This window comes from Paraburkholderia sp. J10-1 (assembly GCF_905220165.1).
Lineage (GTDB): Bacteria > Pseudomonadota > Gammaproteobacteria > Burkholderiales > Burkholderiaceae > Paraburkholderia.
The window spans coordinates 1282102-1305856 of sequence record NZ_CAJMYW010000001.1 but is presented as its reverse complement, the minus strand read 5'-3'; the positions used below and the strand labels follow the sequence as shown (position 1 = coordinate 1305856).

Here is a 23755-nt window from a genome sequence, read left to right as displayed (position 1 = left end):
GCACCGAGTCTAGGCACTCCACATTCCTTTTCAAAACAAGTTATTTGTCTAAGCTTTACGACGGGCAAGCGGATCGTGGGCACCTCAGCGCAAAGCGATGATCCGTGAAGCGGGTCATTCATCTACTGCGATGTTGATTTGGATTCCTCTATATTTGATCAACGCTGGCGGAACAAAACGTATGACACAACCCACGGCACGCCGCACACAACTGAGCTGCCCACATTCGAACGAATCGCGCTGAGCAAATCACGATAGGTTGGTTTGTTGCGGACCGAGCCGTCACTACACTCTTCAGCGACCTTCCATCTGACGCAATCGCAGTGGGCTACGTGGCGTGCGTTCCGCCGCTGCCCACAGGAGACCCTCACCACGATGAGCCGCATCCCCGCCCCCGTTCTCGATCACGTCGTCGTCAACGTCAAGGACCAGCTCGACGACGCCTCGCACACGTATCGCAAGCTCGGCTTCGCGCTGACCGCGCGCGGTCATCATTCGCTTGGGTCGAGCAACCACCTCGCGATCTTCGGCGAGAACTATCTGGAACTCCTCGGCTTCGAGCACGGCAAGAGCGTGGACCGTCCCGACATTGTCAACGCGCCCCCCGGCCTGTCCGGGCTCGTGTTCAAGACGGACGATTCGCTCGCGCTGCATGAAGCGATCACTGCGCGCGGCATTGCCGTCGAGCCGCCCGCCGAATTTTTCAGACCCGTTCAACTGCCGGACGGCGCACAGGACGCACGCTTTCGCACCGTGCGTCTGGGCGCCGAGCTGGTGCGCAACGGCCGCACGTTCTTCTGCCATCACTTCACGCCGCAACTCGTGTGGCGCGACGAGGACCGGCGCCATCCGAACGGCGTGACGGATATCGTCGGTTTCGTCGTCGCTGCGCCTGCACCTGAGCAGGTCGCGGATCTTTATGAGCGGCTGTTCGGGCCCGGCATCGTCGAGCGTGCCGGCAACGATCACTATCGCCTGCCGGCCGGGCGAGCGACAGTCGAGTTCGTCACGCCCGCCGAGGCAGAACGTCGCTACGGCGCGGTCGCGGCCACGCAAGACGGCAGTGAACGTTATGTGGCGCTCGATCTTCGCGTTCGCTCGCTCGATGCCCTGCGCCAATTGTTCGAGCGCAATGACGTCGCTTTTGCCACGATCGCGGACGGCTCCGTGCGCGTTGCCGCCGCGCACGCCGCGGGCGTTGCGCTGCGCTTCGTCGAAGGCGGCGCGGCATGAGCGAGGCAGCCGCCTTTTGGCATTACTTCGCTCCCGACTATGCTTCGGCGCGCGAACGGTTCGTCGCCAGCGCCCAACGCGCTGGCGCGCAACTCGCGAGCTACCGGCATCCGCATGCAAGCGGACCGGGCGGCATCGCGCTCAGCATCGACGTCGCGCGTCTCGGAGCGCAGCATGCGCCAAAGCAGCTTCTCGCTATCAGCGGTACGCACGGTCTTGAAGGCGCCGCGGGCTCGGCTGTGCAGATTGCGTGGCTTGAGAACGCGGCAGCCAGCCTGCCGCCCGATGTCGCCGTCACGCTCGTACACGGCCTCAACCCTTACGGCTTCGCGCACGCTTCGCGCACCACCGAAAACAACGTCGACCTGAATCGCAATTTCGTCGATCACGACGAGCCGCATCCGCACAATCCGCATTACGCAGCGCTGCACGAGTGGCTGATTCCGCCGCGCTGGGACCACGACACGCTCGCGGTCGCGAAAGCGGCAACCGACCGCTTTCGCGACACACACGGCGCCGACGCCCTCTTCAATACGCTCGCGAGCGGTCAGTACACACACGCTGACGGTCTGATCTACGGCGGCCGCGAACGCGAATGGTCGAACCACACGCTGCAGCGTGTGGTCGAGGACCATCTGGCGCACGCACAGCGCGTGGCGTTCATCGACTGGCATACCGGCATCGGCGAATACGGCGAGCCGTTTTTTCTCTGCTTCAACGCGGAAGGCAGCGAGCTTCAGCAGCGCGCCGCGCAATGGTGGGGCGCCGGGCGCGTGCTGGGTCAGCGCCCGCACGGTCTCGCGCGGCCCGACTATCGCGGGCTTGTGTTCCGCGGCGTCGAGCGGTTTCTCGCGGGACGGCCGATGGCCGGCGCCGTGGTCGAGTTCGGCACACGCGGGCCGAATGTGAGCCTCGCGTCGCGGCTCGACCAGTGGCTGCGTTTTCGCGCCCCGCAAGCACCCGAACCCGAGCGCGACGCACAACTGCGCGCCGATCTGCTCGATGCGTTCGTACCCGTTTCTTCGCTCTGGCGCGACAGCGTGATCCGGCATGGCCTCGCAATCACGGCGCAAACGCTAGACGGGCTCGCTCGCTGGTAACCAATATTCATCGTACTTCGAAGTTATCCACGTTTTCGTCTCCATCATGAAAGCTATTGTTTTGCGCGAGCACGGCGGCCTCGACAAGCTGCGGCTCGAAACTGCGTTCCCCGATCCGGCGGCCGGTCCCGGTGATGTCGTGCTCCGCGTGAAAGCCGCTTCGTTGAACTACCACGACGTGTTCACACGGCGCGGCATGCCCGGCATCAATCTGCCCTTTCCCGTCATTATCGGGCTCGACGTGGCGGGCGAAATCGTCGCGGTCGGCGAAGGCGTGCGCGACTGGCGGCCAGGCGATCGCGTGCTCGTCGACCCCATCGATCGCGTCGACGGCGGCCTCGTCGGCGAAACCACGCACGGTGGCCTGGCCGAACTGTGCCGCGTGCCGGCGCATCAGCTGATCCGCTTGCCCGACGATGTGAGCTTCGACGAAGCGGCCGCATTGCCGGTCGCCTACGGCACCGCACTGCGCATGATGCGCCGCATCGGCCAGATCGAGGCCGGCGAGCGCGTGCTCATTCTCGGCGCGAGCGGCGGCGTAGGCGTGTGCGCGGTGCAGCTCGCGAAGCTCGCGGGCGCGGAAGTGATCGCTTGCGCGGGTTCGCCGGAAAAGGCACAGCGCCTGCGCGATCTCGGCGCGGATCACGTCATTCTGTACACCGAAGAAGACTTCATGCGGGCGGTACACGCGAAGTTCGGCAAGCCCGCGCGGCGACGCAACGCCGCGCAACGCGGCGGCGTGGACGTGGTCGTGAACTTCACCGGCGGCGACACCTGGACGCGTTCGCTGCGCTGCCTGCGTCTTGGCGGGCGCCTGCTCACCTGCGGGGCGACCGCGGGCTATGCCCCGCCTGAAGATATCCGTTACATCTGGACTTTCGAATTGCAGATTCGCGGCTCGAACGGCTGGGAGCGCGAAGACCTTCACGAACTGCTCGATCTCGTTCAGCGTCGCCAGTTGCGCGTGCTGATCGACCGGAAGTGGCCGCTGGAAGAAGGCGCGCAGGCACTGGCGACGCTCGAAAATCGCGAGGTGGTCGGCAAGGTGCTGGTGGCGTCATGAGCGAAGCGCGCGACATCCTCACGATCGAGCAGATCCAGCAGGCGTTCGACCGTTCACCCTACATCGCCTCGCTGCGCATGCGCGTGACCGGGGCCGACCACGAAGCGCAGGCGCTGCGCGTACACATACCGTTTCAGCCCGGTTTCGAGCGGGGCGCGGGCACGGGTCAATGGCATGGCGGCCCGCTCGCGGCGATCATCGATACCGTCGGCGACTTCGCGGTCGGCATGTTGGTCGGGCGCGGTCTGCCCACCATCAACTTCCGCGTCGACTATTTGCGGCCCGCCATCGAGACCGGCATCGAGGCCGTCGCCACCGTACGACGCCTCGGCCGCAGCGTGAGTGTGGCCGACGTCGAACTCTACAACGACAAAGGTGTGCTGCTCGCCATCGGCCGCGCCAGCTACGCCACCGCGTGAGACCACGACGGCTCGCGATCCCTCCAGAACCCACGCTACGCCGGCCCGTGCGGGTCGCCCCATTTCGTCATGAAGAAGAATCCGCCCTACTCCCGACGCTCCTTTCTTTCCTTGACCGCTCGCGGCGCGCTCGCGGCCGGTGCCGGCGTTAGCGGCATCGGCGGTCTCGCCACGGCGGGCCGCGCCATCGCCGCCACGCCCGCCCCGCAAGCCGTCGCGCCCAGACGCGGCGGCGCGCTGGTGGCGAGCTGGGGCGGACTTGAACCCCAGGCGCTGTTCGTGCCCGGCGGCGGCGGCTCCAGCCCGCTGCAGACGTCCACGAAGATCCTCGAGCGCCTGCTCAAGCTCGACAGCACGCTTGCGTTCCAGCCGGTGCTCGCCACGAGTGTGAGCGCTTCGCCCGACTTCCAGACCTACACCATCAAGCTGCGCCCGAACGTGCGCTGGCACGACAGCCAGCCGTTCACGGCGGACGACGTCGTCTTCAATGTGCTCGAATACTGGAAGCCCATTTCCGCGGGCATCGCGCTCAAGACGCTGCAAAGCGCAAAGGCCCTAGATCCGCTCACGGTCGAACTGCGCTTCACGCGGCCCGTGCCCGACTTCTTCCTGAAATCGGTGCTCGCGGGTCAGTACCAGGTGCTGCTGCCGAAGCACCGCTATGCCGGCAAGGAAATCCTCACGAATCCGCTGAACAACGCGCCGGTCGGTACTGGCGCGTGGAAATACGGCGAGTGGGTACGCGGCAGCCACGTCGAGTACCGGCGCAACGATCAATACTGGGGCGCGGGTCAGCCGTATCTCGACAAGCTGGTCGTCTCGTGGTGGGGCGACTCCGCCTCGCGTTCGGCAGCACTCGAAACCGGCGAGCTTGCACTCGCGTACTCGAACCCGGTGCCGGTGCGCGATATCGACCGGCTCGTGAAAACCGGCAAGGTGGTCGTCGATACCAGGGGCTACGAAGATTCCGCGTGGACGGTCACGGTCGAGTTCAACCAGCGCCGCGCGAACGTGCAGCGCCGTGAAGTCCGCCAGGCGTTGCTGCATGCCATCGACCGCAAGTTCATCGTCGACACGATCTACTTCGGGCGCGGCCGCCCCGCCGTCTCGCCGATCTTTCACAGCAATCCGCTCTTCTTCACCGACGACGTGCCCCATTACCCCTTCGACCCGAAGCGCGCAGGCGCGCTGCTCGACGCGGCGGGGCTGCCGAACCGCGAGGGCGGCCGCTTCACCGTGAACCTGCTCGCGGCCGCGTGGTTCGAGGAGAACGCGAAGCTCGGCCAGTACCTGAAGCAGGCGTTCGAAGACGTTGGCGTGAAGGTGAGGCTCGATTCCGTTGACCGCGCGACCGCGCTCAAGCGCATCTACACCGACTACGACTACGACATCGCCATTTCGAACTTCACCGCGCCGCTCGAACCGGTGCCGGTAGTCACGCAATATTTCACGACCGATGGCATCGTGAAGGGCGCGGCGTTCCGTAACGCGACCGGCTATTCGAATCCGGCCATGGATGCGCTCGTCGACAAACTCAGCACCGAGACGAACCCCGACAAGCGCAAGCAGCTCGCGCACGACTTCGCGCGCCTCGCCTCGACCGAGGTGCCGATCGTGCCGCTCGTCGAAATGCAGTCGTTCACGCTCGCGCGAGCGAACGTGCGCGATTTCACCACCAGCTCGAACGTGCAGGGCGACTCGCTCAACGCGGTCTGGCTGGCCGCGTGAGAGGGGCGCAGCCATGATCGCGCGCCTGATCGTACGCCGGCTGTTGCAGGCCGTTCCGCTGCTGCTGGGCGTCATCGTGCTCAACTTCTTCCTGATTCACTCGGTGCCGGGCAGCTTCCTCGACGTGATGACCGCCGACCAGCAGGTCACCGACCCCGCGCTGATCGAGCGTCTGCGCGTGCTTTACGGCATGGATCAACCGCTGTGGCAGCAACTGCTGCATTACATCGGCGCGGTCGCGCATCTCGATCTCGGCTACTCGTACCGGCACAACGAACCGGTGTTCGACGTGATCGTCGAGCACCTGCCCGCCACGCTCGTGCTGATGCTCTCCAGCATCGCGATCGCGGTGCTCGTCGGCGTAAGCGCCGGTGTGATCGCCGCGGTCAAGGTGAACACGTGGTGGGACTCGCTCGTTTCCGCCGCGGCCGTGCTGTGTTTCGCGGCGCCGAGCTTCTGGCTCGGCATCATGCTCATCATCCTGTTTTCGGTGCGGCTCGAATGGTTTCCCGTGGGCGGGATGACCACCATCGGCGCCGACTATGGCGGCGGGCTCGCGGGCCAGTGGCATGCCGCGCTCGATGTCGCGCGGCACCTCGTGTTGCCGGCCACCACGCTGGGGCTCTTTTATGCCGCCACCTATGCGCGCGTGATGCGCGCGTCGATGCTCGAAGTGAGCCGCCTCGACTTCGTTCGAACCGCCTACGCCAAGGGCCTCACGCGCCTGCGCGTCGTGCTCTCCCATATGGTGCGCAACGCGCTGCTGCCCGTTCTCACGCTGCTCGGCATCCAGCTCGGCGCGGTGCTCGGCGGCAGCATCGTCGTCGAGGCCGTATTCAGCTGGCCGGGCATCGGCGGCGTGCTGTTCGACAGCGTGATGAGCCGAAACTACCCCGTCGTGCTGGGCATCCTCGTGCTCAGCTCGCTGCTCGTCGTGCTCGCCAATCTCGTGGTTGACCTGCTCTACGCGCGGCTCGATCCGCGCATTCGTACGGAGGCGCCATGACGACGCTCGATCCGCTCGCCGGCACCGCGCCCGTTGCACGCGAGCCCTCGCCCGCGCGCGGCGGCGCATGGCGGCAGTTCCTGCGCCATCGAGGCGCGGTGCTGGGCGCACTGCTGCTCGTGTTCACGGTCGCCGTCGCCGTCGCGGCGGGCTGGCTCTATCCTGGCGACCCGCTGCGTATCGTCGGTGCGCCCGAGACCTGGCCCTTCCAGACGCGCGACTTTCCGCTCGGCACCGACGCACTCGGACGCGACATCGCGGCACTGCTCGCGCACGGTGCGCGCGCCACGCTGCTCGCGAGCCTTTGCGCCAGCCTCGTCGCAACGCTGATCGGCGTCGCGATCGGCCTCGCCGCCGCGTGGTACGGCGGCTGGATCGACGCCCTTCTCATGCGCACGACCGAGCTGTTCCAGATCGTGCCCAACGTCGTGTTCGTGCTGACTATCGTTTCGATTCTCGGCCCGCGCCTGCAGAACACCGTGATCGCCGTGGCGCTCGTCTCGTGGCCGGCAATCGCCCGGCTCACGCGCGCGCAATGCCTGAGCTTCAAAAGCCGCGACTTCGTGGCGGCGTGCCGCACCGTCGGACTCAGCCCGTGGCGCATTGCGTTCGGCGAGATCCTCCCCAACGCGCTGCCGCCCGTGCTCGTGATGGGCACGCTCGTCATAGCGGGCGCGATCCTCTATGAATCGGTCGTGTCGTTCCTCGGGCTCGGCGACCCGAACCTCGCGAGCTGGGGCCGCCAGATCGGCGAGGGGCGCACGCTCATCAGGTCCTCCTGGTACCTGTGCGCCGAGCCCGGCATGGCGATCATGCTCGTCGTGCTGGCGCTCAACCTGATCGGCGACGGCCTGAACGACGCGCTCAATCCCGTGTTCCGCAAGCGCTAGGCGCGCGGTCGCGATTTTTCAAACTCATCAAGAAGGATTCCTGATCATGACACGATGGACCAATCTCGGCAGCCTGGTCGATCGCTCGCTCGATCTCGACAGCCCCGCCATTATCGATCTGCGTGACGCCTCGCGTCCCGTTACATGGACACACGCCGAGGTCGACCGTCTCGCGAACGGCGTGGCGGCCGCGCTCCTCGCGCGCGGGTTGCAGGCTGGCACGCATGTCGCCATCGCCTCGCTGAATCGGGCCGAATATCTGATCGCCTACTTCGGCATCATGCGGGCGGGACTCGTGGCAGTTCCGATCAACATCAAGCAGTCCCAGGAGAACCTGGACTACGTGCTACAGGACGCCGAAGTGGCGCTGGCGTTCGTCGACACGGACCGCCGCGAGGCGCTGGCCGCGCGCGTACCCGTGATCGACTTCGACGACGTCGGGCCCGAAGGCTTCGCGGCGCGCGTCGCGCCTGCCGACTTCGAAGCCGTCGCCGCGAACCCTGGCCAGGTCGCGCAGATGCTTTACACGTCGGGCTCGACGGGCAAGCCCAAGGGGGTGCCGCTCACGCACGCGGGCCAGTTGTGGGCGCTCGGGGCGACCTGGGTCAAGCCCGCCGACCCTGGCGCGGAGCGCTATCTGCTCGCACAGCCGCTCTTTCATATGAACGGGCTGTTCATGGCCAAGCGCGCCTTCTCGGTGAACGGCCTGCTCGTGATCCAGCCAGGCTTCGACGTGCCCGCCTACGTGGATGCGCTCGAACGCTACCGCATTACCGTGCTCGCCGCGGTCCCCACCATGTTCGCGCGCATCGTGAAGGACCCCGCGCACTACGCCGGCCGCGACTTTTCCGCGCTCGGGCGCATCATGCTCGGCTCCGCGCCGATGAGCCTCGCGTTGTTCGAGCGCATCCAGGCGGTGTTCGCGCAGGCGCGCATCGTCCACGGCTACGGGACCACAGAAGCCGGGCCGAGCGTGTTCGGGCCGCATCCGCAAGGCTTGCCCACGCCCCCGCTTGCCCTCGGCTACCCGCTTTCGACCGATGCGGTGCGTCTCGTGAACGGCCCGGATGAAAGCGAAGGCGTGCTGCTCATGCGCAATCCCGCCGTGATGCATGGCTACCACCGGCTGCCGGAAAAGACCGCGCAAGTGCTCGACGACGGCTGGTACAACAGCGGCGACGTGATGCGCCGCGACGCGAACGGCTTCTTCTACTTCGTAGGCCGCGCCGACGACATGTTCGTCTGCGCGGGCGAGAACATCTATCCGGTCGAGGTCGAAAAACTGCTCGAGTCGCACCCCGAAGTGCGCCAGGCGAGCGTTGTGCCGCTGCCCGACGAGGAACGCGCCGCCGTGCCCGTGGCTTTCGTCGTGCGGCAGCCCGGCAGCGCGCTGTCGGCCGATGCGCTCAAGCAGCATGCGCTGGCGAACGGGCCAGCCTATCAGCACCCGCGCCGTATTGCGTTCGTCGCGGAACTGCCGTGGGCGGGCACGAACAAGGTCGATCGCCACGCGCTGCTGCAGCGCGCACGCGAGCTGGAAGCCGCCGGCGGCTGGAGTCGCGGCAAGCTGGCCGCGCCGGGAGTCCTCGCATGAGCGCCGCCCTGAACGTCAATGCCGCGCCCGGGAGCCTCGCGGGCAAAGTCGCGCTCGTCACGGGCGCGAGCCGTGGCATCGGCCGTGCGATCGCGCTCGCGCTTGGCCGGCGTGGCGCGTTCGTCGCGGTACATTTCGGCAGCGCGCATGAAAAGGCCGAGCATGTCGCACGCGAAATCGCCGATGCAGGCGGCCAGGCCTTCGTGCTAGGCGCGGACCTCGCCACCACCGATGGCGTGCGCGTGCTGCTCGACGGCCTGCGCGCCGCGCTGCGCGAACGCGGCCTGCCCGAAGCCTTCGACATCCTCGTCAACAACGCCGGCGAGGGCTTGCGCGCACGCATTGCCGAGGTGCAGCCCGACGACTACGACCGCATCATGCAGGTCAACCTGAAAACGCCCTTCTTCCTGATCCAGCAGTCGTTGGCGTTGCTGCGCGACGGCGGGCGCATCGTCAACATCTCGTCGATGGGCACGCGCGCCGCCTATCCGCGCATGAGCGTCTATGCGCCCGCCAAGGCCGGGCTCGAAGCGCTGACGCTCGTGCTCGCCGCCGAACTCGGCAGCCGCGGCATCACCGTGAACGCCGTGCTGCCCGGCGCGACCGCGACGGACCTGAACCGCGACGCGAGCGACCCGGTCGCGAGCGTGGCCATCGCGCAAACCGTCGCGCTAGGCCGCGTGGGCCAGCCCGACGACGTTGCCGACATCGTCGCCTTTCTCGCAAGCCACGAGGGCCGCTGGGTCACGGGCCAGAAAATCGACGCAAGCGGCGGCCAGCGCCTCTAACCCCGGAAACGCGATGACTACGCTGCTCGAAGTACGCAACCTCACGGTCGACCTGCCCGCAGGCGCCGACCGGCCGCACGCGTTGCGCGACGTATCGCTCTCGCTCGACGAGGGCGAACTGCTGTGCATGGTCGGAGAAAGCGGCTCCGGCAAGTCGATGACCGCCGGCGCCCTGCTGGGATTGTTACCGGAAGGCGTGCGCGTGACGGGCGGCAATCTGCTGTGGCGTGGCGACACCGATTTGCTGACACTGCCGCACGCGCAGTTGCGCCGCTGGCGCGGCAGCCGCATTGGCATGATCTTCCAGGAGCCGATGACAGCACTCAATCCGCTGCGCACGATCGGCGACCAGATTGCCGAAGTCTTTCGCACGCACACTCGCCTTGGCCGCGGCCAGATTCGCGCGCGCTCGCTGGAACTGCTCGACGCCGTGCAGATTCCCACACCGGAACACGCGCTGCGCCGCTACCCGCACGAGCTCTCCGGCGGCCAGCGCCAGCGCGCGATGATCGCCATGGCGCTCGCGCTCGAACCGGCGCTCTTGATCGCCGACGAACCGACCACGGCGCTCGACGTTACGACGCAAGCGCAAATCCTCCATCTGATTCGCGACCTGCAGCGCCGCAACGGCACCGCAGTGTTGTTCATCACGCACGACTTCGGCGTGGTGGCCGAAGTTGCCGATCGCATCGCGGTCATGCGGCATGGCGAAGTCGTCGAACAAGGCGCGGCCCGCGAAGTGCTGAACCGGCCGCGTCATACCTATACGCAGACGCTGATCGACGCAGTGCCACCGGCACCTGCGGCAACTCGCGTCGACGCCGCGCCGCCCTTCACGCAAGGGGCCGCGCCGGCGTTGCTGAGCGTCGAGGGACTGACGAAGACGTACCGCGCCCGCGGCCGGCGCGCGCAAGCCACCGCCGCCTTACGCGACGTGTCGTTCGAGGTGCAGCAAGGCGCGACGCTCGGCATCGTCGGCGAAAGCGGCTCGGGAAAATCGACGCTCGCGCGCGCCATCATGCAACTCATCGCCCCCGACGCCGGCGCGATCCGCTACGGCGGCGACGACCTGGCCCGCCGCGCCCGCACCCGCGAAACGCGCGCGCACCGCCTCGGCGTACAGATGGTGTTCCAGGACCCGTACGGTTCGCTGAACCCGCGGCGGCGCGTTGGCGACATCGTCACGCAAGGGCCGATCGCGCGCGGCGTGGAGCCGGCGCGCGCCTATACCCGCGCGCGCGAACTGTTCGCGCTGGTCGGTCTCGCACCCGACGCGCTCACGCGCTTTCCTCATGAATTCTCCGGCGGACAGCGTCAGCGCATCGGGCTCGCGCGCGCGCTCGCACTCGAGCCCAAGCTGCTTGTCGCCGACGAGCCGGTATCGGCGCTGGACGTTTCGGTGCAAGCGCAGGTGCTGAAGCTGCTCGCGCGGCTGAAGGACGAACTCGGCCTGTCGATGCTGTTCATCACGCACGACCTGCGCGTGGCGGCGCAACTGTGCGACCGCGTCGCGGTCATGAAGGGCGGCAACATCGTCGAGTACGGCGCGCCGGGCGAGATATTCTCCGCGCCGGCCCACCCCTATACGCGCACGCTGCTCGAATCGGTGCCGGGGCGGGACTGGAATCCGCCGCGGCGGCGCGAGGACACGGCGCTTGCGCAAACCGGCTGATCGCGCGAGCGCACGTGGGCGCTTGCGCGCTTGCGCACTCACACCGATCGCTCACCCGCGCTTGCCGCCGACCGCCTCCGGCGCCCGCCCCCTACGCCGTTAGCGGCCTGATTCGATTGCGAACCGCGCCCGACTTCGAGCCGGTACTCGCGCACGAAACCTTCGGGCTTGAAGATCAGCGCGAGTATCAGCCCCAGTCCGACCAGCATGAGCCGCAACGCCGCGAGCTGGCTCGAAGACAACCATGTCACGTAGTCGTTCAGGAATCGCGTGCCCTCGAGCAGCAGCACCACCGTGAACGTGCTGAGCAGCATGCCGCGATTGCTGCCCCTGCCGCCGATGATCACGTTCATGAACGCATACGCGGTGAGAATGGGACCGAATTGCGTCGGGTCGATGTACTGGTAGTAAAAGGCATGCAGGCAGCCTGCCAACCCGATCGCGCCGCCGCCCAGCGCGAACAGGCGCAGGCGCAGCGCCAGCACGTTCTTGCCGAGCGTCGCGGCGACCAGCGGATCGTCGCGGATCGCGCGGGCCGCACGCCCGAGCGGTGCGCGCGCAACGAGTTCGAATAGCACGAACACGCCCGCGAGCAGCGCGAGCGTGAGGAGCAGAAGCGACGCGTCGCCCGCGACGGGCCGCGCGATGTTCGAGATGCCAAGGCTTCCGCGCGTGAGCCATTCCTCATGAACCACCACGAGCTTCAGACATTCCGCCGCACCGAGCGTGACGATGGCGAGATAGTCGTCGGACAGACGTATCGAGATGAGGCTGACACACGCGCTCGCCAACGCGGTAACGACGACGGCGCAGACCATCGCGAGCCACGGGTTGAGACCCATCTTCGTGAGCTGTGCGCACACGTACGCCGCCAGCATGTAGAAACCGAAGAGCCCGAAGTTGACGAGACCTGTCAGGCCCCATTGCGCGTTCAGCCCGAGCGCTGCGATGCCCGCAATCGCGATCAGCATCATCAGAGAAAGAAAATACGGCGCCATGTCCTTGACCTATCGAGTAACGCGCGCCTGCCCAAACACGCCCCAGGGGCGTGCGAGCAGCAGCGCGGCGAGCACGGCAAAAGCGACCACGGTGCGGTAGTGCGACGCAATGACGAGCGTCGAGAGTTCGGATGCCACGCCCATGACGAGCGCGCCGAACACGGCGGCCATCGGCTTGTCGATGCCGCCGAGAATCGCCGCGGCGAACACCGGCAACAGGTAGTTCCAGCCCATTTGCGGATCGAGCGTCGCGTCGAGCCCGACGAGCAGCCCGCCGGCCGTGGCGAGCGCGCCGCTCACGAACCACATCGCGGCCACCGTCCGGTTGAGCGAGACGCCGCGCACCGCGGCAAGCGCCGCGTTGTCCGCGACTGCCCGCATCGCCCGTCCCAGACGCGAATAGCCGAACAGCGCCCACACGGCGACGAGACTGCCGAGACCGACGGCAGCGATCAGCCACTGCTCATGATTCACGCGCAAGCCGCCGAGCGAATCGAGCGACGGGAAACGCGTCGGCCGCGCCGGCTCCACGTCGTAGCCCAGCGGCGTGCTGCCCGCCACGAAGCGCACCGCGTTTTCCATGACCAGCGCGACGCCCATGCTCGCGACCAGCAGCGTCACGCCGGAGCGGCCGCGCAACGGGCGATAGACCAGCCAGTCGATCACGACCGCGATCAGTCCGCCCAGCAGGATACCGGCCAGCGCCGCGAACTGGATTGGCCAGCCCAGCGCGACATTGAAGAAGTAGATCACGTAGGCCCCGAGCGTGAGCATTGCGCCGATCGCGAAGTTCGCGAAACGCAGAATGCTGAAGCTCAGCGCCAGCGCCAGTGCCGGCAGTGCGACGAGCAGGCCGGAGACGAGACCGTTGAAAAGGATCTGCAACATGGTGCGAGGTAATCAGAGAGTCTCGGGCACGCCGGGCTGCGTGCCGAGGTAAAGACGATGCAGCCGGTCATCGGCGAGCAGTTCCTGCGCTGGCGCGAGCAGGCGAACCTGTCCCGCGACGAGCACGAGACCGTGATCCGCTGCTGCGAGGCCGAGCTTCACGTTCTGTTCGATCATCAGCAGCGTGATGCCCGTCGCGCGAATGCGCGCGATCGACTCGAACAGCAGTGCCGCGTTGCGCGGCGAGAGGCCCGCTGAGGGCTCGTCCAGCACCAGCAGCGAAGGGGTCTGCATCAGCGCGGACGCGATCGCCACCATCTGGCGCTGCCCGCCGCTCAGCAAGCCGGCGCTCGCCGCAAGGCGGTCGCGGATCTCGGGAAAGAGCTGCAGAACGTAATCGAGCCGATCGCGCCGTGCGGATATCTCCATGCGTGGATGCAGAAACTCCCAGCCGAGCCGCAGGTTGTCGCCAACGGTGAGATTGGCGAACACATTGCGCTCCTGCGGCACATACGCGAGCCCGAGACGCGATCGCGCGAGCGCGTTCAACGCTTCGACAGGCTTGCCGCTTAGCGCGATCGATCCACGCGACAGCGGCAATAGCCCGACCACCGCCTTGAGCAGTGTCGATTTGCCCGAGCCGTTGGGCCCGACGACGGTGAGCGCGCCGCCCGCCTCCAGCTCGATATCGACGCCATGAAGAATGTCCTTGCCGGCGTATCCCGCATGCAGGCGTTGCAGTGACAGGGCCGCGCTCATGCCGGCGCTCCGAGCCAGGCTTCCTGCACGCGCGCATCGGCGGTGACGGCATCGAACGTGCCCTGGGTCAGCACACGGCCTTCCGCGAGCACATACACGTGATCGCACAGCGCCGCCATCAGTTCCATGTTGTGTTCGACGATGCCGAACGTCATGCCTTCATTGCGCAGATCCACAATGAACTCGCCGAGTTCGCCGATGAGCGCAGGATTGACGCCCGCGGCGGGTTCGTCGAGCAGCAGGATGGACGGTTCGAGCATCAGCGCGCGGCATAGCTCCAGCAGCTTCTTCTGACCGCCCGAGAGGACCCCCGCCGGTTCGTCGGCCAGATGTGTCAGACGTACGCGCGCGAGCAGCGACAGCGCCTGTTCCGTGGCCAGCGCTTCGGCGCGCCTCACGCTGCGGCGCGAGAACACTGCGCCCACGAGACTTTCGCCGCGCTGTGCGGGCGCGGCGAGCAACAGATTCTCGAGCACCGTGAGGCTATCCAGTTCGCGTGACAGCTGAAAGGTGCGTCCGATGCCCGCATGCGCGCGCGCATGGACCGCGAGCCGTGTGATGTCGCGTCCGCGCAGCATCACCGTGCCGCGCTGCGGTCGCAGCGTGCCCGCGAGCACATTGAAGAGACTCGACTTGCCCGCGCCGTTCGGCCCAACGAGCCCGGTGATCTGGCCGGCCCGCAAACCGAGCGATGCGCCGTCGAGGGCGTGCACGCCACCGAAAGCAACGCTGACATGCTCGGCGCTCAACGCAATGTCGTCGTTCATCCGAGCGTGTCGACCAGTTGATTCGCGCCGTTCTTGATGACGAAGTGCCCGTACTCGCGGTTGAGCTGATCGCCGGTCGGCGTGAAGCGGAAACTCGACCCCGCGCCGCTGTAGGCGATCGCCTGCTTCGCGCGCAGCGCCTTGAGGCCATCGACCGGATTCTCGACCGTTTTGGAATTCGGCCCCGTGCCGTTGACGACCGGCAAGATGAACTTCGCGAACACGGCGGGGTCGGCACTGCCCGCGCGTTCGATCGCAAGCGCCAGCACCGAAATCTCGTCCCACACGTTGGAAGGAAAGATTGCGAGCGTGTTCGCCGGAATGCTCGCCCGCTGCGCAAAGGTCTTGTACGCGGTCGAGCTTGCGCTCGGAATCGACTGAATATGATGAATGCCCTCGGCCACGCTCTTGCCGACGTTCTTGATGAATGCGCCCTCCGCGTCCGCCGCCGACGAGTTCGCATAGATACGCGAGTCGCTGAAGCCGCTGCGATAGACTTCGCGCGTGATCGCCGAGAGATCCGGCAGATAGCTCGGCAGGAACACGGCGTCGGGCTTTTTGCCGAACACCTTCTCCACTTCCGCGCGATACGAAGCCTGATCCGGGTTGTAATACACCACGTCGAGAATCTTCCCGCCACCCTTTTTGAAGGTATCGACGAACGGATTCACCATGCTCAACGTGAACGGCGTTTGCAACGCGAGCACCGAAGCCGTATGCGCGCCGTCCTTCAGCGCGGCATGCGCGAACGCCGTGCCCCAGTCGGTGCCACGCGCCTGGAATCGCCACACGAGGCCCTTGTTGTCGCCTTGCGTGACTTCGTCGCCGGAGCCGGTCACGAACAGTGGCACACCCTTTTCGATGGTGAGCGGCTTGATCGCCATCGCAACCGCGCTGCTCCACACCCCTGTGATCGCCACGACCTTCGAGACGTCGAGCAGCTTGCGTGCGGCGGCAACGCCCGCGGTCGGATTGCTTTCGTCGTCTTCGACGAGGATCTCGATCTTGCGGCCGCCCAGCACACCGCCGCCCTCAGTGTTGATGAAGTCCGCGGCCTTTTTCGCGGCGTTGACCATGCCTTCTCCATAGGCGCCGCCCGCGCCGGTGAGTGGCGCGAGAAGCCCGATGCGGACAGGACCCCGGTCCTGTGAAAATGCGAGACGCGGAGCGGCAAGTGCGGCGAGCGCGGCACTCGCCACACCCAGGAAGGCACGGCGGTCGAAGGTGGAATCGGACATGACTAACGGTGAAAAGCGGTGAAAAACGGTGAAAGGGAGCTGTTAAGCCGGATGCACGGCAGTCGGGTCTTCGCCGATCTGCAGCGCCTGGTTGAAGCGATTGAAGAAGCCGCACAGCGCGATGCGCAAGGTCAGTTCGACGATCTGCGCCTCGTTGAAGTGCTCGCGCAGACGCTCGAACACCTGGTCGCGAATGCGCTGCGGCGCGTTGGTCACCGCGATCGCGTATTCCACCACCAGCTTGTCCACGGCATCCAGTTCCGGATGGTTCCGATACTCGAGCAACGAGCGCGCACCGGCCTCGCTCACGCCTTCGATCGCGAGACGCGGTGCGTGATTGCTCACGCAGTACTCGCAGTCGTTCAGCAGCGAGACCACGACGATCGCCATTTCGATGTACCGGTACGGCACCGCATTTCGCGCTTTCAGTGCAAGCAGCATGCGCGGCAAATGCTCGACCGCGGGCCCGACGTGCGAAAGTACGGAGAACTGATCGGCGAAGTGTGCGCCATTACCGGTGAATGCATCGAAGAGTTCACGCAGTCCGGCGGAAAAGTTGGAAGGATCGGGTTCGCTAACGCGGGGCATAGGGGGTTCTACCGTGAAAGGGAGGGGATGAAGGGCTCGTACTCACTGCGCCGCGCCGGAATCGAAGCGCAAGCGCGCGCCTGCGTGTGGCGCTTCGAGATGCGCACCCTGTCCGAGCAGTTTCTCGCGCAGCGTGCCTTCTTCATAAGATGTCTTGTATGCGCCGCGCCGCTGCAGTTCGGGCACGAGGTAATCCACGACATCGTGGAACGTGCGCGGAGATTCGACCCACGCGAGATTGAAACCGTCGATGCCGGTTTCCTCCACCAGCGACTGCAGTTCGTCCGCGACCTGCGCGGCATCGCCGACGATCACGGCGCCGCGTCCGCCGATCGTCACGAACTCAACCGCGTCACGCACCGTCCATTCACGATCCGGATCGAGCTTGCTGAACGACGCGAGCGCGGACTGGCCCGCATCCGTATCGACATAGTGCAGCGTATCCTCGGGCTTGTAACGCGACAGATCGATTCCCGTCCAGCCTGAAAGCAGCGCCAGTGCGCCCTCGTAGCTCGCACGTTGCCGGTAGGCTTCGTAACGCGCCTGTGCCCGTTGCGCGGTTTCGTCGACGATGACGGTGCACATTGCAAACAGCAACGCGCTGTTGGGCGCGCGTCCCGCTTCTTCGAGCGCCGCGCGGATCGCCTGGACCGATTTGCGAAGACCGTTGCGCGTGGGCGCGCCAACGAAGATACATTCCGCGTGCTTCGCGGCAAACTGCGTGCCGCGTGTGGACCCGCCGGCCTGAAACAGCAGCGGCGTGCGCTGCGGCGACGGCTCGCACTGGAAAATGCCTTCGCTCTGGAAGTAACGGCCCTTGTGCACGATCGGGCGAACCTGTTCCGGGTCGGCGTAGATGCCTCGCGCCGCATCCCGCTTCACCGCGCCGTCTGCCCAACTCCCCTCCCACAGCTTGTAGCAGACTTCCAGGAACTCGTCGGCGCGATCGTAGCGTTCGTCGTGCGCGCGCAGTTGCGTCTCGCCAAGACTGCGGGCACCGCTTTGCAGATACGACGTCACGATGTTCCAGGCTACGCGTCCTTTCGTCAGGTGATCGAGCGTCGTGAAACGTCGTGCAAGCAGGTAGGGGGCTTCATAAGCGACCGAGACGGTCACGCCAAAGCCGAGCGACTTTGTGGCGTGCGCCATCAGGGGAATGAGCGGGACGGGATCGTTCATCGGCACCTGCGCGGCCGTGCGAACGGCGGCTGCGGGGCTTGCGCCGAAAACGTCGTAGATGCCGGTCACGTCGCCGAGGAAGAGTCCGTCGAAGAGTCCGCGTTCCAGCACTTTTGCGAGGTCGACCCAGTAGTCGGTATCGAGGTAGCCGATTGAATTGTCGGCGGGGCCGGTCCACTGTCCGGGCGCAAGATGCCCGACACAATTCATCATGAAAGCGTTCAAGCGGATCTGGCGGGGCATGGCAGCAGGGAACGGCGTGTGAAACGGCTGATTGTATTGCTCGCTCATGGCCAGGTGAACGCTGCTCTTCTTATATCCTTATGGGGGCCTTCATCAAAAGCAGCACACGATTTCGAATATGGTCTTGAAGCATTGCGCAATGCGCTGTGCGAGCACGGCCATCGCGGACTCCATCTAGCCGATGGCAGGCGAACGCACGATCCGCACGGTGATTTCGGGCTTGAAGTCGCTCACCTGCACGACGGATACCGGAAATGATTCGATGTTCGTATTATCAGCGGCCGATATGTAAATCTCGAATTGATATTGGCCGTCGTTCAAGGCGAAAACCATAATCGGCAATGAGCGGCTCTCGCCGCACACGCGCGCTCGCCCTGGCGTGAAACGCGCGCTCTCAACCCCGTCTGGACCGCTGCGGGCGCGAACGCTTGCGCCACACGGTGATACGCCTCGCGCCAGCGCCTGCATACAGGAGGTAACGTCTTGAGTACTACTGATCGGGCAGCTATGGCTCGGCGTGCTCGGTCAGGCCTCATAAGCCGCGCATTTTCGCGCAGCAAAGCGTTGCCGGCCGCTGTCCTTACGCCGACGAATTCCGTACAGCGAACCTGCACAACGATACCTGCAAAGGCTATCGGCAGCCCGACTAGTTCCCGCGTTGGCACGAACGCATTGCGGCGCGCGAGGCGCGCCGAATCCCGTTTCCACCACTGGAGGCACGATGAGTATCGACCGCAGGGCTTTCCTGCAACTTTCCGCGAGCCTGCTCGCGAGCGGAGCCGGCATGCCGCTCGCGGCGCGCGCACAGACGGCCGCCGCATCCCCCACGCCTGCAGCGGGCGGCACCCTCACCTACGCGGTCCAGCAGGAGCCCCCCGGCCTCGTCTCGCTGCTCGACACCAATACGGTGATCCGCAACATCAGCGCGAAAATTTCCGAGGGACTGCTGCGCTATGACGCACAGTTCCGTCCGCAGCCGCTGCTCGCGGTGCGCTGGTCGGTGAGCGACGACGGCCTGCGTTATACGTTTGCGCTGCGTCCCGACGTGCGCTGGCACGACGGCCAGCCATTCACATCGAACGATGTGCGTTTTTCCGTACTCACGCAAAAGCGCCTCGGCCCGCGCGGGCGCATCACGCTGGCGAACGTCTCCCGCGTGGACACGCCCGACGCGCTGACAGCCATACTCGTGCTCGACAAGCCCACGCCGTATCTGCTCAAGGCGCTCGCTTCGGCCGAACTGCCGATCGTGCCGCAACACCGCTACGGCGAAGGCGATCCCGTGACGAACCCGAACGTGCTCGCGCCCGTCGGCACGGGTCCGTTCGTTTTCGACAAATGGGTGCGCGGCACGTACATCAGCCTCAAGCGCAACCCGGACTACTGGCGCAAGGGCGCGCCGCATCTCGACCACGTGGTGTATCGCATCACGCCCGACCAAGGCGCGATTTCGGCGGCGCTCGAAACGGGCGAAGTCGACGCCGCCACCAACGTCGCGCTCGCCGACTTGCCGCGGCTTGCGAGCCTGCCACATCTGCGCGTGGACGACAGCTATGACGCGTACCTCAACAATGCAGCGTTCCTCGAATTCAATCTCGACAATCCGGTGTTCGCGAACGCCGACGTGCGCCGCGCCATCGCGCATGCGGTCGATCGCAACTTCCTGCGCGATCACGTGTTCTACGGCCGTTCGCAGGTCGTCAATTCGCCGGTGCCGCCCGTGCTCGCCGACTACTACGACGACAGCACCTTCGCCTATTCGTACGATGTCGCAAAGGCCAATGCGCTGCTCGACGCCGCGGGTCAAAAACGTGGCGCGGACGGCCAGCGCTTCACGGTGAAGATCAACTACATCACCGGCAGCGATTTCCGGCGCAGCGCCGAATACCTGCGTGCGGCGCTGTCTCGCGTGGGCATCAGGGCGACGATTCTCGACGGCGATCTGCCCACGTATCTGCGCCGCGCTTATACCGCACGCGACTTCGATCTCAACATCAACGGGCTCGGGCGCCTCTACGACCCGACCGTGGGCGTGCAGCGCATCTATTGGGGCGACGGCGTGACGCATCCGCTCATCTGGATCAACGCGTCGCATTACCAGAGTCCGGAGGTCGACGCGCTCTTCAAGGCAGCGGCCGTCGAGCAGAACGACGCTCGGCGCGCGGCGAACTTCAAGCAGATCCAGCAGATCGTCGGCCGCGATTTGCCCGTGCTCCCGCTCGTGACCGTGCCCTCGGCGGTACAGGTCTACAACCGCCGCTTGCACAACCTCAACAACAGCATCGATCTCACGGCCGGAGACCTGTCCGACGCATGGATCGCACCGGCCTGAGCCGACCTGACCACAAGGAAAGCCACACCATGAGCACCACTAACCTGCACGACACCGACACCGACACTGCCAGCGTGCTCGATGCGCTCACCTTCGCAAGCGCGAGCGAACAAGCCCGCGCGCTCTCCGAAGGCCGCGTGAGCGCACTCGAGTTGCTCGAACACAGCCTCGCGCGCATCGACCGCTTCGACGGCGCGATCAACGCAGTCGTCGTGCGCGACGACGAACGCGCCCGCGCCGACGCCCGTGCCGCGGACGCCGCGCTCGCACGCGGCGAGCGCAAGCCACTGCTCGGTGTACCCATCACCGTGAAGGAATCGTTCGATGCCGAAGGGCTCGTCACGACGGTCGGCAAGCCCGAATTGGCTGAAAACCGCGCGCAGTGCGATTCAGCGGTGGTCGCCGCGTTGCGCGAGGCAGGCGCAGTCGTGATCGGCAAGACCAACGTGCCGCTCGGGCTCACCGATTTGCAGAGCTATAACGCGGTCTATGGCAACACCAGTAATCCGTGGGACCTTGCGCGTACGCCTGGCGGCTCATCGGGCGGCGGTGCGGCGGCCGTCGCGGCGGGCTATGTCGCGCTCGAAGTCGGCTCGGATATTGGCGGCTCCGTGCGTATTCCGGCGCATTTCACGGGCGTCTATGGGCACAAGGCGAGCTATGGCCTCATCGCCACGCGGGGATCCGGCCTGCCGCCCGGCCGCCACGCACCGCGCGATCTCGGCGTGGCCGGGCCGCTGGCGCGCACCGCCGCCGATCTCGATCTCGCGCTCGGCCTGCTGCTCAACCGCGACCCGGAGTTGAACAAGGCGTGGCGCGTCACGCTGCCGCCGCCGCGCCACTCGCGGCTCGCCGAGTTTCGCGTGCTCGTGATCGATCGCTGGCCGGGCGTGGAGCCGAGCGCCTCGGAGCGGCTCGTTGTCGATCGCGTGGTCGAGCGCCTGAACGCGCAGCGCGTGAAATTCCGGCGCCCTGCCGATCTACCCGAAGGCTTGCTGCCTGATCTGCGCACTTCGCACACGGTGTACCGGACGCTGCTCGGTTCATCGGCGGTGCAGCCGTTGCCCGACAAGACTGCGCAAGCGCGCCTCGCCGCCCTCGCGCACGACGACGACAGCCACGAAGCCGCCACGCTGCGCGCGCCTTCGATCTCGCATCGCGACTGGCTGGCCGCCAACGAGCGCCGTTTCGCGCTGCGCTCGCAATGGGAAGCGCTCTTCGAAGCGTTCGACGTGGTGGTCACGCCCGTCGCCCCCACGCCGGCTTTCCGCCACGATCACAGCGAACCCAAGGACCAGCGCGGGTTCGCCGTGACGTTCGCGGACGGCGTGCGTACGCTGCGTTTTAGCGACTTCTTCTACTGGGCCGGCTTGCCGGTGCTGCCCGGCCTGCCCGCGACGAGCTTCCCGCTGGGCCTGGACGACGACGGACTGCCGATCGGCGCACAGGCGGTCGGACCGTGGCTGGAAGATCGCACGCCGATCGCGTTTGCACGCCTGCTGGAAGATGCGTATGGCGGCTTCCAGGCGCCGCCGGGCTATGGCTCGGGCGAATGAGCGGCACGACTGCACGTCGCGCCGAGTGGCGGACACGCCGGCCGCGCGCTCAGGAGGCGGTCTGCGCCGCGAGCGGGCCGCCCAGGTAAGCGTCACGAATGCGCTCGTCGGCGAGCAGCGCGCCAGCCTCGCCCGCGAGCACCACACGCCCGGTTTGCAGCACGTAGCCGCGATGCGCGATCTGCAACGCGAGGCTCGCGTTCTGCTCGACCATGAAGAACGTCACGCCCTGAGCGTTGATCGTGCGGATCAGGTCGAGCACCTTGTCGACATAAAGCGGCGACAGTCCCATCGTCGGCTCGTCCATGCACACGAGCCTCGGTCGGCTCATCAACGCACGCGCCATCGCCAGCATCTGCTGCTCGCCGCCGGAGAGCGTGCCCGCGCGCTGGCTGAGCCGCTCCTTCACACGCGGGAACAACGTCAGCATGCGTTCGTAGTCCTCGGCAATGCCTTCGCGGTCGCGCCGCGTGAAGGCGCCCATCAGCAGATTCTCGCGCACGCTCATGTCACCGAACAGCCGCCGCGCCTCCGGCACGGAGGCGATCCCGCGGCGCACGATCTGTGCGGTGCTTAGCCCGTCGAGCGGCGCGCCGTCGAAGTTCACCGTGCCCGCGCGCGGCTTGTGCAGGCCGAGAATCACCTTCATGGTCGTCGATTTGCCACTCGCGTTGCCGCCTAGCAGGCAGACGATCTCGCCGCGCGGCACCTCGACAGTCACGCCGAAATGGACCTGACTCTGGCCGTAGAACGTGTCGATGCGCTCGAGTTTCAGGAGCGGCGTGGTCATGGCGCGGCGTTCGCGTGAAGCGTCGTTGAAAAGTGGAATGACGTGCGCCTCGCTCATAAGCCCACCGCACGCGATAGATCGTCGGCGCCGACATGGTGATGACCGAGATAGGCTTCGATCACTGCCGGATCATGACGCACCTCGTGCGGCGCGCCCGCTGCGATGACGCGGCCCTCGTCGAGCACGAGCACGCGGTCGGACAGCGTCATCACGAGTTCGAGTTTGTGCTCGATGAGCAGAATGGTCAGCCCTTCGCGCTTGAGATCGAGCAGCAGCGCGAGCATCTCGGCCGTTTCGGATTCGTTCATGCCGGCGGTCGGTTCATCGAGCAGCAGAATGCGTGGGCCGAGCATCAACGCGCGCGCGATCTCCACGCGCCGCCGGTTCGCATAGGAGAGGCTATGCGCGGGCTGATCGACGCGCGGCGCGAGACGCTCGCCAAAGCGCGCGATCACGGCGTGCGCTTCGGCGCGCAGCGCCGCCTCCTCTCGCCTCACTGCGGGCGGCTGGAACAACGCGCGCAGCAATTCCACCACTGCCCCGGCAACCGGCAAGCCTTTGCGCGCGGCGTCAAGGCGTGCATGCGCGCCCATCAGGACGTTGTCGAGCACGCTCAGGTTGCCAAATACGCGGCCGTGCTGGAACGTGCGCGCGAGGCCGCGCGCAGCAAGCTGCTCGGGCGCATAGCCCGTTACATCCTCGCCTTCGAAGCGGATCACGCCTTCGTTGGGCATGTCGGCGCCCGCGAGCAGGTTGAAGAGCGTGGACTTGCCCGCGCCGTTGGGGCCAATCACGCTCACGCATTCGCCTCGCGCAATGGAAAGGCTCACGCCCGCAACCGCGGTCAGTCCGTCGAACCGGCGCGTGACATTACGCACGTCGAAGAGGATTTCGGCTTGCGCCGTGGAATGGATGGACATCGCA

Annotated in this window: 22 protein-coding genes; 13 read left to right on the top strand and 9 right to left on the bottom strand. The window is 66.3% G+C overall.

The window, feature by feature from the left end:
• Positions 1 to 375: 375 nt before the first annotated feature.
• The 10 genes from U5A65_RS05705 to U5A65_RS05660 all read left to right on the top strand — a co-directional run bounded on the left by U5A65_RS05705 (position 376) and on the right by U5A65_RS05660 (position 11493).
• Positions 376 to 1233 carry a VOC family protein gene (locus U5A65_RS05705; RefSeq protein WP_321945719.1) on the top strand — a complete coding sequence of 286 codons (858 nt, stop codon included), beginning with the start codon at positions 376 to 378 and terminating at the stop codon, positions 1231 to 1233.
• Entirely contained in the window at positions 1230 to 2333 is a 1104-nt protein-coding gene (locus U5A65_RS05700) for a M14 family metallopeptidase (RefSeq protein WP_321945718.1), read from the top strand. Before U5A65_RS05705 ends, U5A65_RS05700 begins: the two co-directional genes overlap by 4 nt.
• Positions 2334 to 2379: 46 nt before the next feature.
• Complete coding sequence (locus U5A65_RS05695) at positions 2380 to 3396, top strand: quinone oxidoreductase family protein (protein ID WP_321945717.1); 1017 nt, start codon at positions 2380 to 2382, stop codon at positions 3394 to 3396.
• Positions 3393 to 3815 (top strand): PaaI family thioesterase, encoded by a 423-nt coding sequence (locus U5A65_RS05690; RefSeq protein WP_321935957.1) that lies wholly within the window; start codon positions 3393 to 3395, stop codon positions 3813 to 3815. The genes U5A65_RS05695 and U5A65_RS05690 overlap by 4 nt, the downstream gene beginning before the upstream one ends.
• A 69-nt stretch (positions 3816 to 3884) precedes the next feature.
• On the top strand, positions 3885 to 5543 hold the full coding sequence (locus tag U5A65_RS05685; RefSeq protein ID WP_321945716.1) for an ABC transporter substrate-binding protein: 1659 nt from the start codon (positions 3885 to 3887) through the stop codon (positions 5541 to 5543).
• Between the two features lie 13 nt (positions 5544 to 5556).
• On the top strand, positions 5557 to 6549 hold the full coding sequence (locus U5A65_RS05680) for an ABC transporter permease (protein ID WP_321935961.1): 993 nt from the start codon (positions 5557 to 5559) through the stop codon (positions 6547 to 6549).
• Positions 6546 to 7439, top strand: coding sequence for an ABC transporter permease (locus U5A65_RS05675; RefSeq protein ID WP_321945715.1), 894 nt, complete (start codon positions 6546 to 6548; stop codon positions 7437 to 7439). The genes U5A65_RS05680 and U5A65_RS05675 overlap by 4 nt, the downstream gene beginning before the upstream one ends.
• A gap of 46 nt (positions 7440 to 7485) precedes the next feature.
• Positions 7486 to 9033: a class I adenylate-forming enzyme family protein gene (locus U5A65_RS05670; protein ID WP_321945714.1), complete on the top strand. Its 1548-nt coding sequence runs from the start codon at positions 7486 to 7488 to the stop codon at positions 9031 to 9033.
• Between the two features lie 8 nt (positions 9034 to 9041).
• Complete coding sequence (locus U5A65_RS05665) at positions 9042 to 9821, top strand: SDR family oxidoreductase (protein WP_415764315.1); 780 nt, start codon at positions 9042 to 9044, stop codon at positions 9819 to 9821.
• Positions 9822 to 9834: 13 nt separating this feature from the next.
• Entirely contained in the window at positions 9835 to 11493 is a 1659-nt protein-coding gene (locus U5A65_RS05660) for an ABC transporter ATP-binding protein (protein ID WP_321945712.1), read from the top strand.
• A 38-nt stretch (positions 11494 to 11531) separates the two neighbouring features.
• On the opposite strand, the gene U5A65_RS05655 is transcribed toward U5A65_RS05660, so the two are convergent.
• From U5A65_RS05655 to U5A65_RS05625, 7 genes are read right to left on the bottom strand one after another with little or no spacing between them, the layout of a single operon-like run.
• Entirely contained in the window at positions 11532 to 12491 is a 960-nt protein-coding gene (locus U5A65_RS05655; protein ID WP_321945711.1) for a branched-chain amino acid ABC transporter permease, read from the bottom strand.
• A gap of 9 nt (positions 12492 to 12500) precedes the next feature.
• Positions 12501 to 13379 (bottom strand): branched-chain amino acid ABC transporter permease, encoded by an 879-nt coding sequence (locus U5A65_RS05650; RefSeq protein ID WP_321945710.1) that lies wholly within the window; start codon positions 13377 to 13379, stop codon positions 12501 to 12503.
• A 12-nt stretch (positions 13380 to 13391) separates the two neighbouring features.
• The gene (locus U5A65_RS05645; RefSeq protein ID WP_321945709.1) at positions 13392 to 14138 is read right to left on the bottom strand and encodes an ABC transporter ATP-binding protein; all 747 of its coding nucleotides are present in this window, start codon (positions 14136 to 14138) and stop codon (positions 13392 to 13394) included.
• Positions 14135 to 14905: an ABC transporter ATP-binding protein gene (locus tag U5A65_RS05640; RefSeq protein WP_321911164.1), complete on the bottom strand. Its 771-nt coding sequence runs from the start codon at positions 14903 to 14905 to the stop codon at positions 14135 to 14137. The genes U5A65_RS05645 and U5A65_RS05640 overlap by 4 nt, the downstream gene beginning before the upstream one ends.
• On the bottom strand, positions 14902 to 16143 hold the full coding sequence (locus tag U5A65_RS05635; protein ID WP_321945708.1) for an ABC transporter substrate-binding protein: 1242 nt from the start codon (positions 16141 to 16143) through the stop codon (positions 14902 to 14904). Before U5A65_RS05635 ends, U5A65_RS05640 begins: the two co-directional genes overlap by 4 nt.
• A 42-nt stretch (positions 16144 to 16185) precedes the next feature.
• A complete protein-coding gene (locus U5A65_RS05630) occupies positions 16186 to 16731 on the bottom strand; it encodes a carboxymuconolactone decarboxylase family protein (RefSeq protein ID WP_321945707.1) in 546 nt (181 codons plus the stop codon).
• Between the two features lie 42 nt (positions 16732 to 16773).
• Positions 16774 to 18153 carry an LLM class flavin-dependent oxidoreductase gene (locus tag U5A65_RS05625; RefSeq protein WP_415764313.1) on the bottom strand — a complete coding sequence of 460 codons (1380 nt, stop codon included), beginning with the start codon at positions 18151 to 18153 and terminating at the stop codon, positions 16774 to 16776.
• Between the two features lie 18 nt (positions 18154 to 18171).
• On the opposite strand from U5A65_RS05625, the gene U5A65_RS05620 reads away from it, so the two are divergent.
• From U5A65_RS05620 to U5A65_RS05610, 3 genes are all read left to right on the top strand, one after another.
• Positions 18172 to 18411 (top strand): hypothetical protein, encoded by a 240-nt coding sequence (locus tag U5A65_RS05620; protein WP_321945705.1) that lies wholly within the window; start codon positions 18172 to 18174, stop codon positions 18409 to 18411.
• Between the two features lie 463 nt (positions 18412 to 18874).
• Entirely contained in the window at positions 18875 to 20485 is a 1611-nt protein-coding gene (locus tag U5A65_RS05615; protein WP_321945704.1) for an ABC transporter substrate-binding protein, read from the top strand.
• A 29-nt stretch (positions 20486 to 20514) separates the two neighbouring features.
• A complete protein-coding gene (locus U5A65_RS05610; protein WP_321945703.1) occupies positions 20515 to 22041 on the top strand; it encodes an amidase in 1527 nt (508 codons plus the stop codon).
• Positions 22042 to 22090: 49 nt separating this feature from the next.
• On the opposite strand, the gene U5A65_RS05605 is transcribed toward U5A65_RS05610, so the two are convergent.
• Positions 22091 to 22831: an ABC transporter ATP-binding protein gene (locus U5A65_RS05605; RefSeq protein WP_321911329.1), complete on the bottom strand. Its 741-nt coding sequence runs from the start codon at positions 22829 to 22831 to the stop codon at positions 22091 to 22093.
• Between the two features lie 53 nt (positions 22832 to 22884).
• Positions 22885 to 23751: an ABC transporter ATP-binding protein gene (locus U5A65_RS05600; RefSeq protein WP_321945702.1), complete on the bottom strand. Its 867-nt coding sequence runs from the start codon at positions 23749 to 23751 to the stop codon at positions 22885 to 22887.
• Positions 23752 to 23755: the final 4 nt, after the last annotated feature.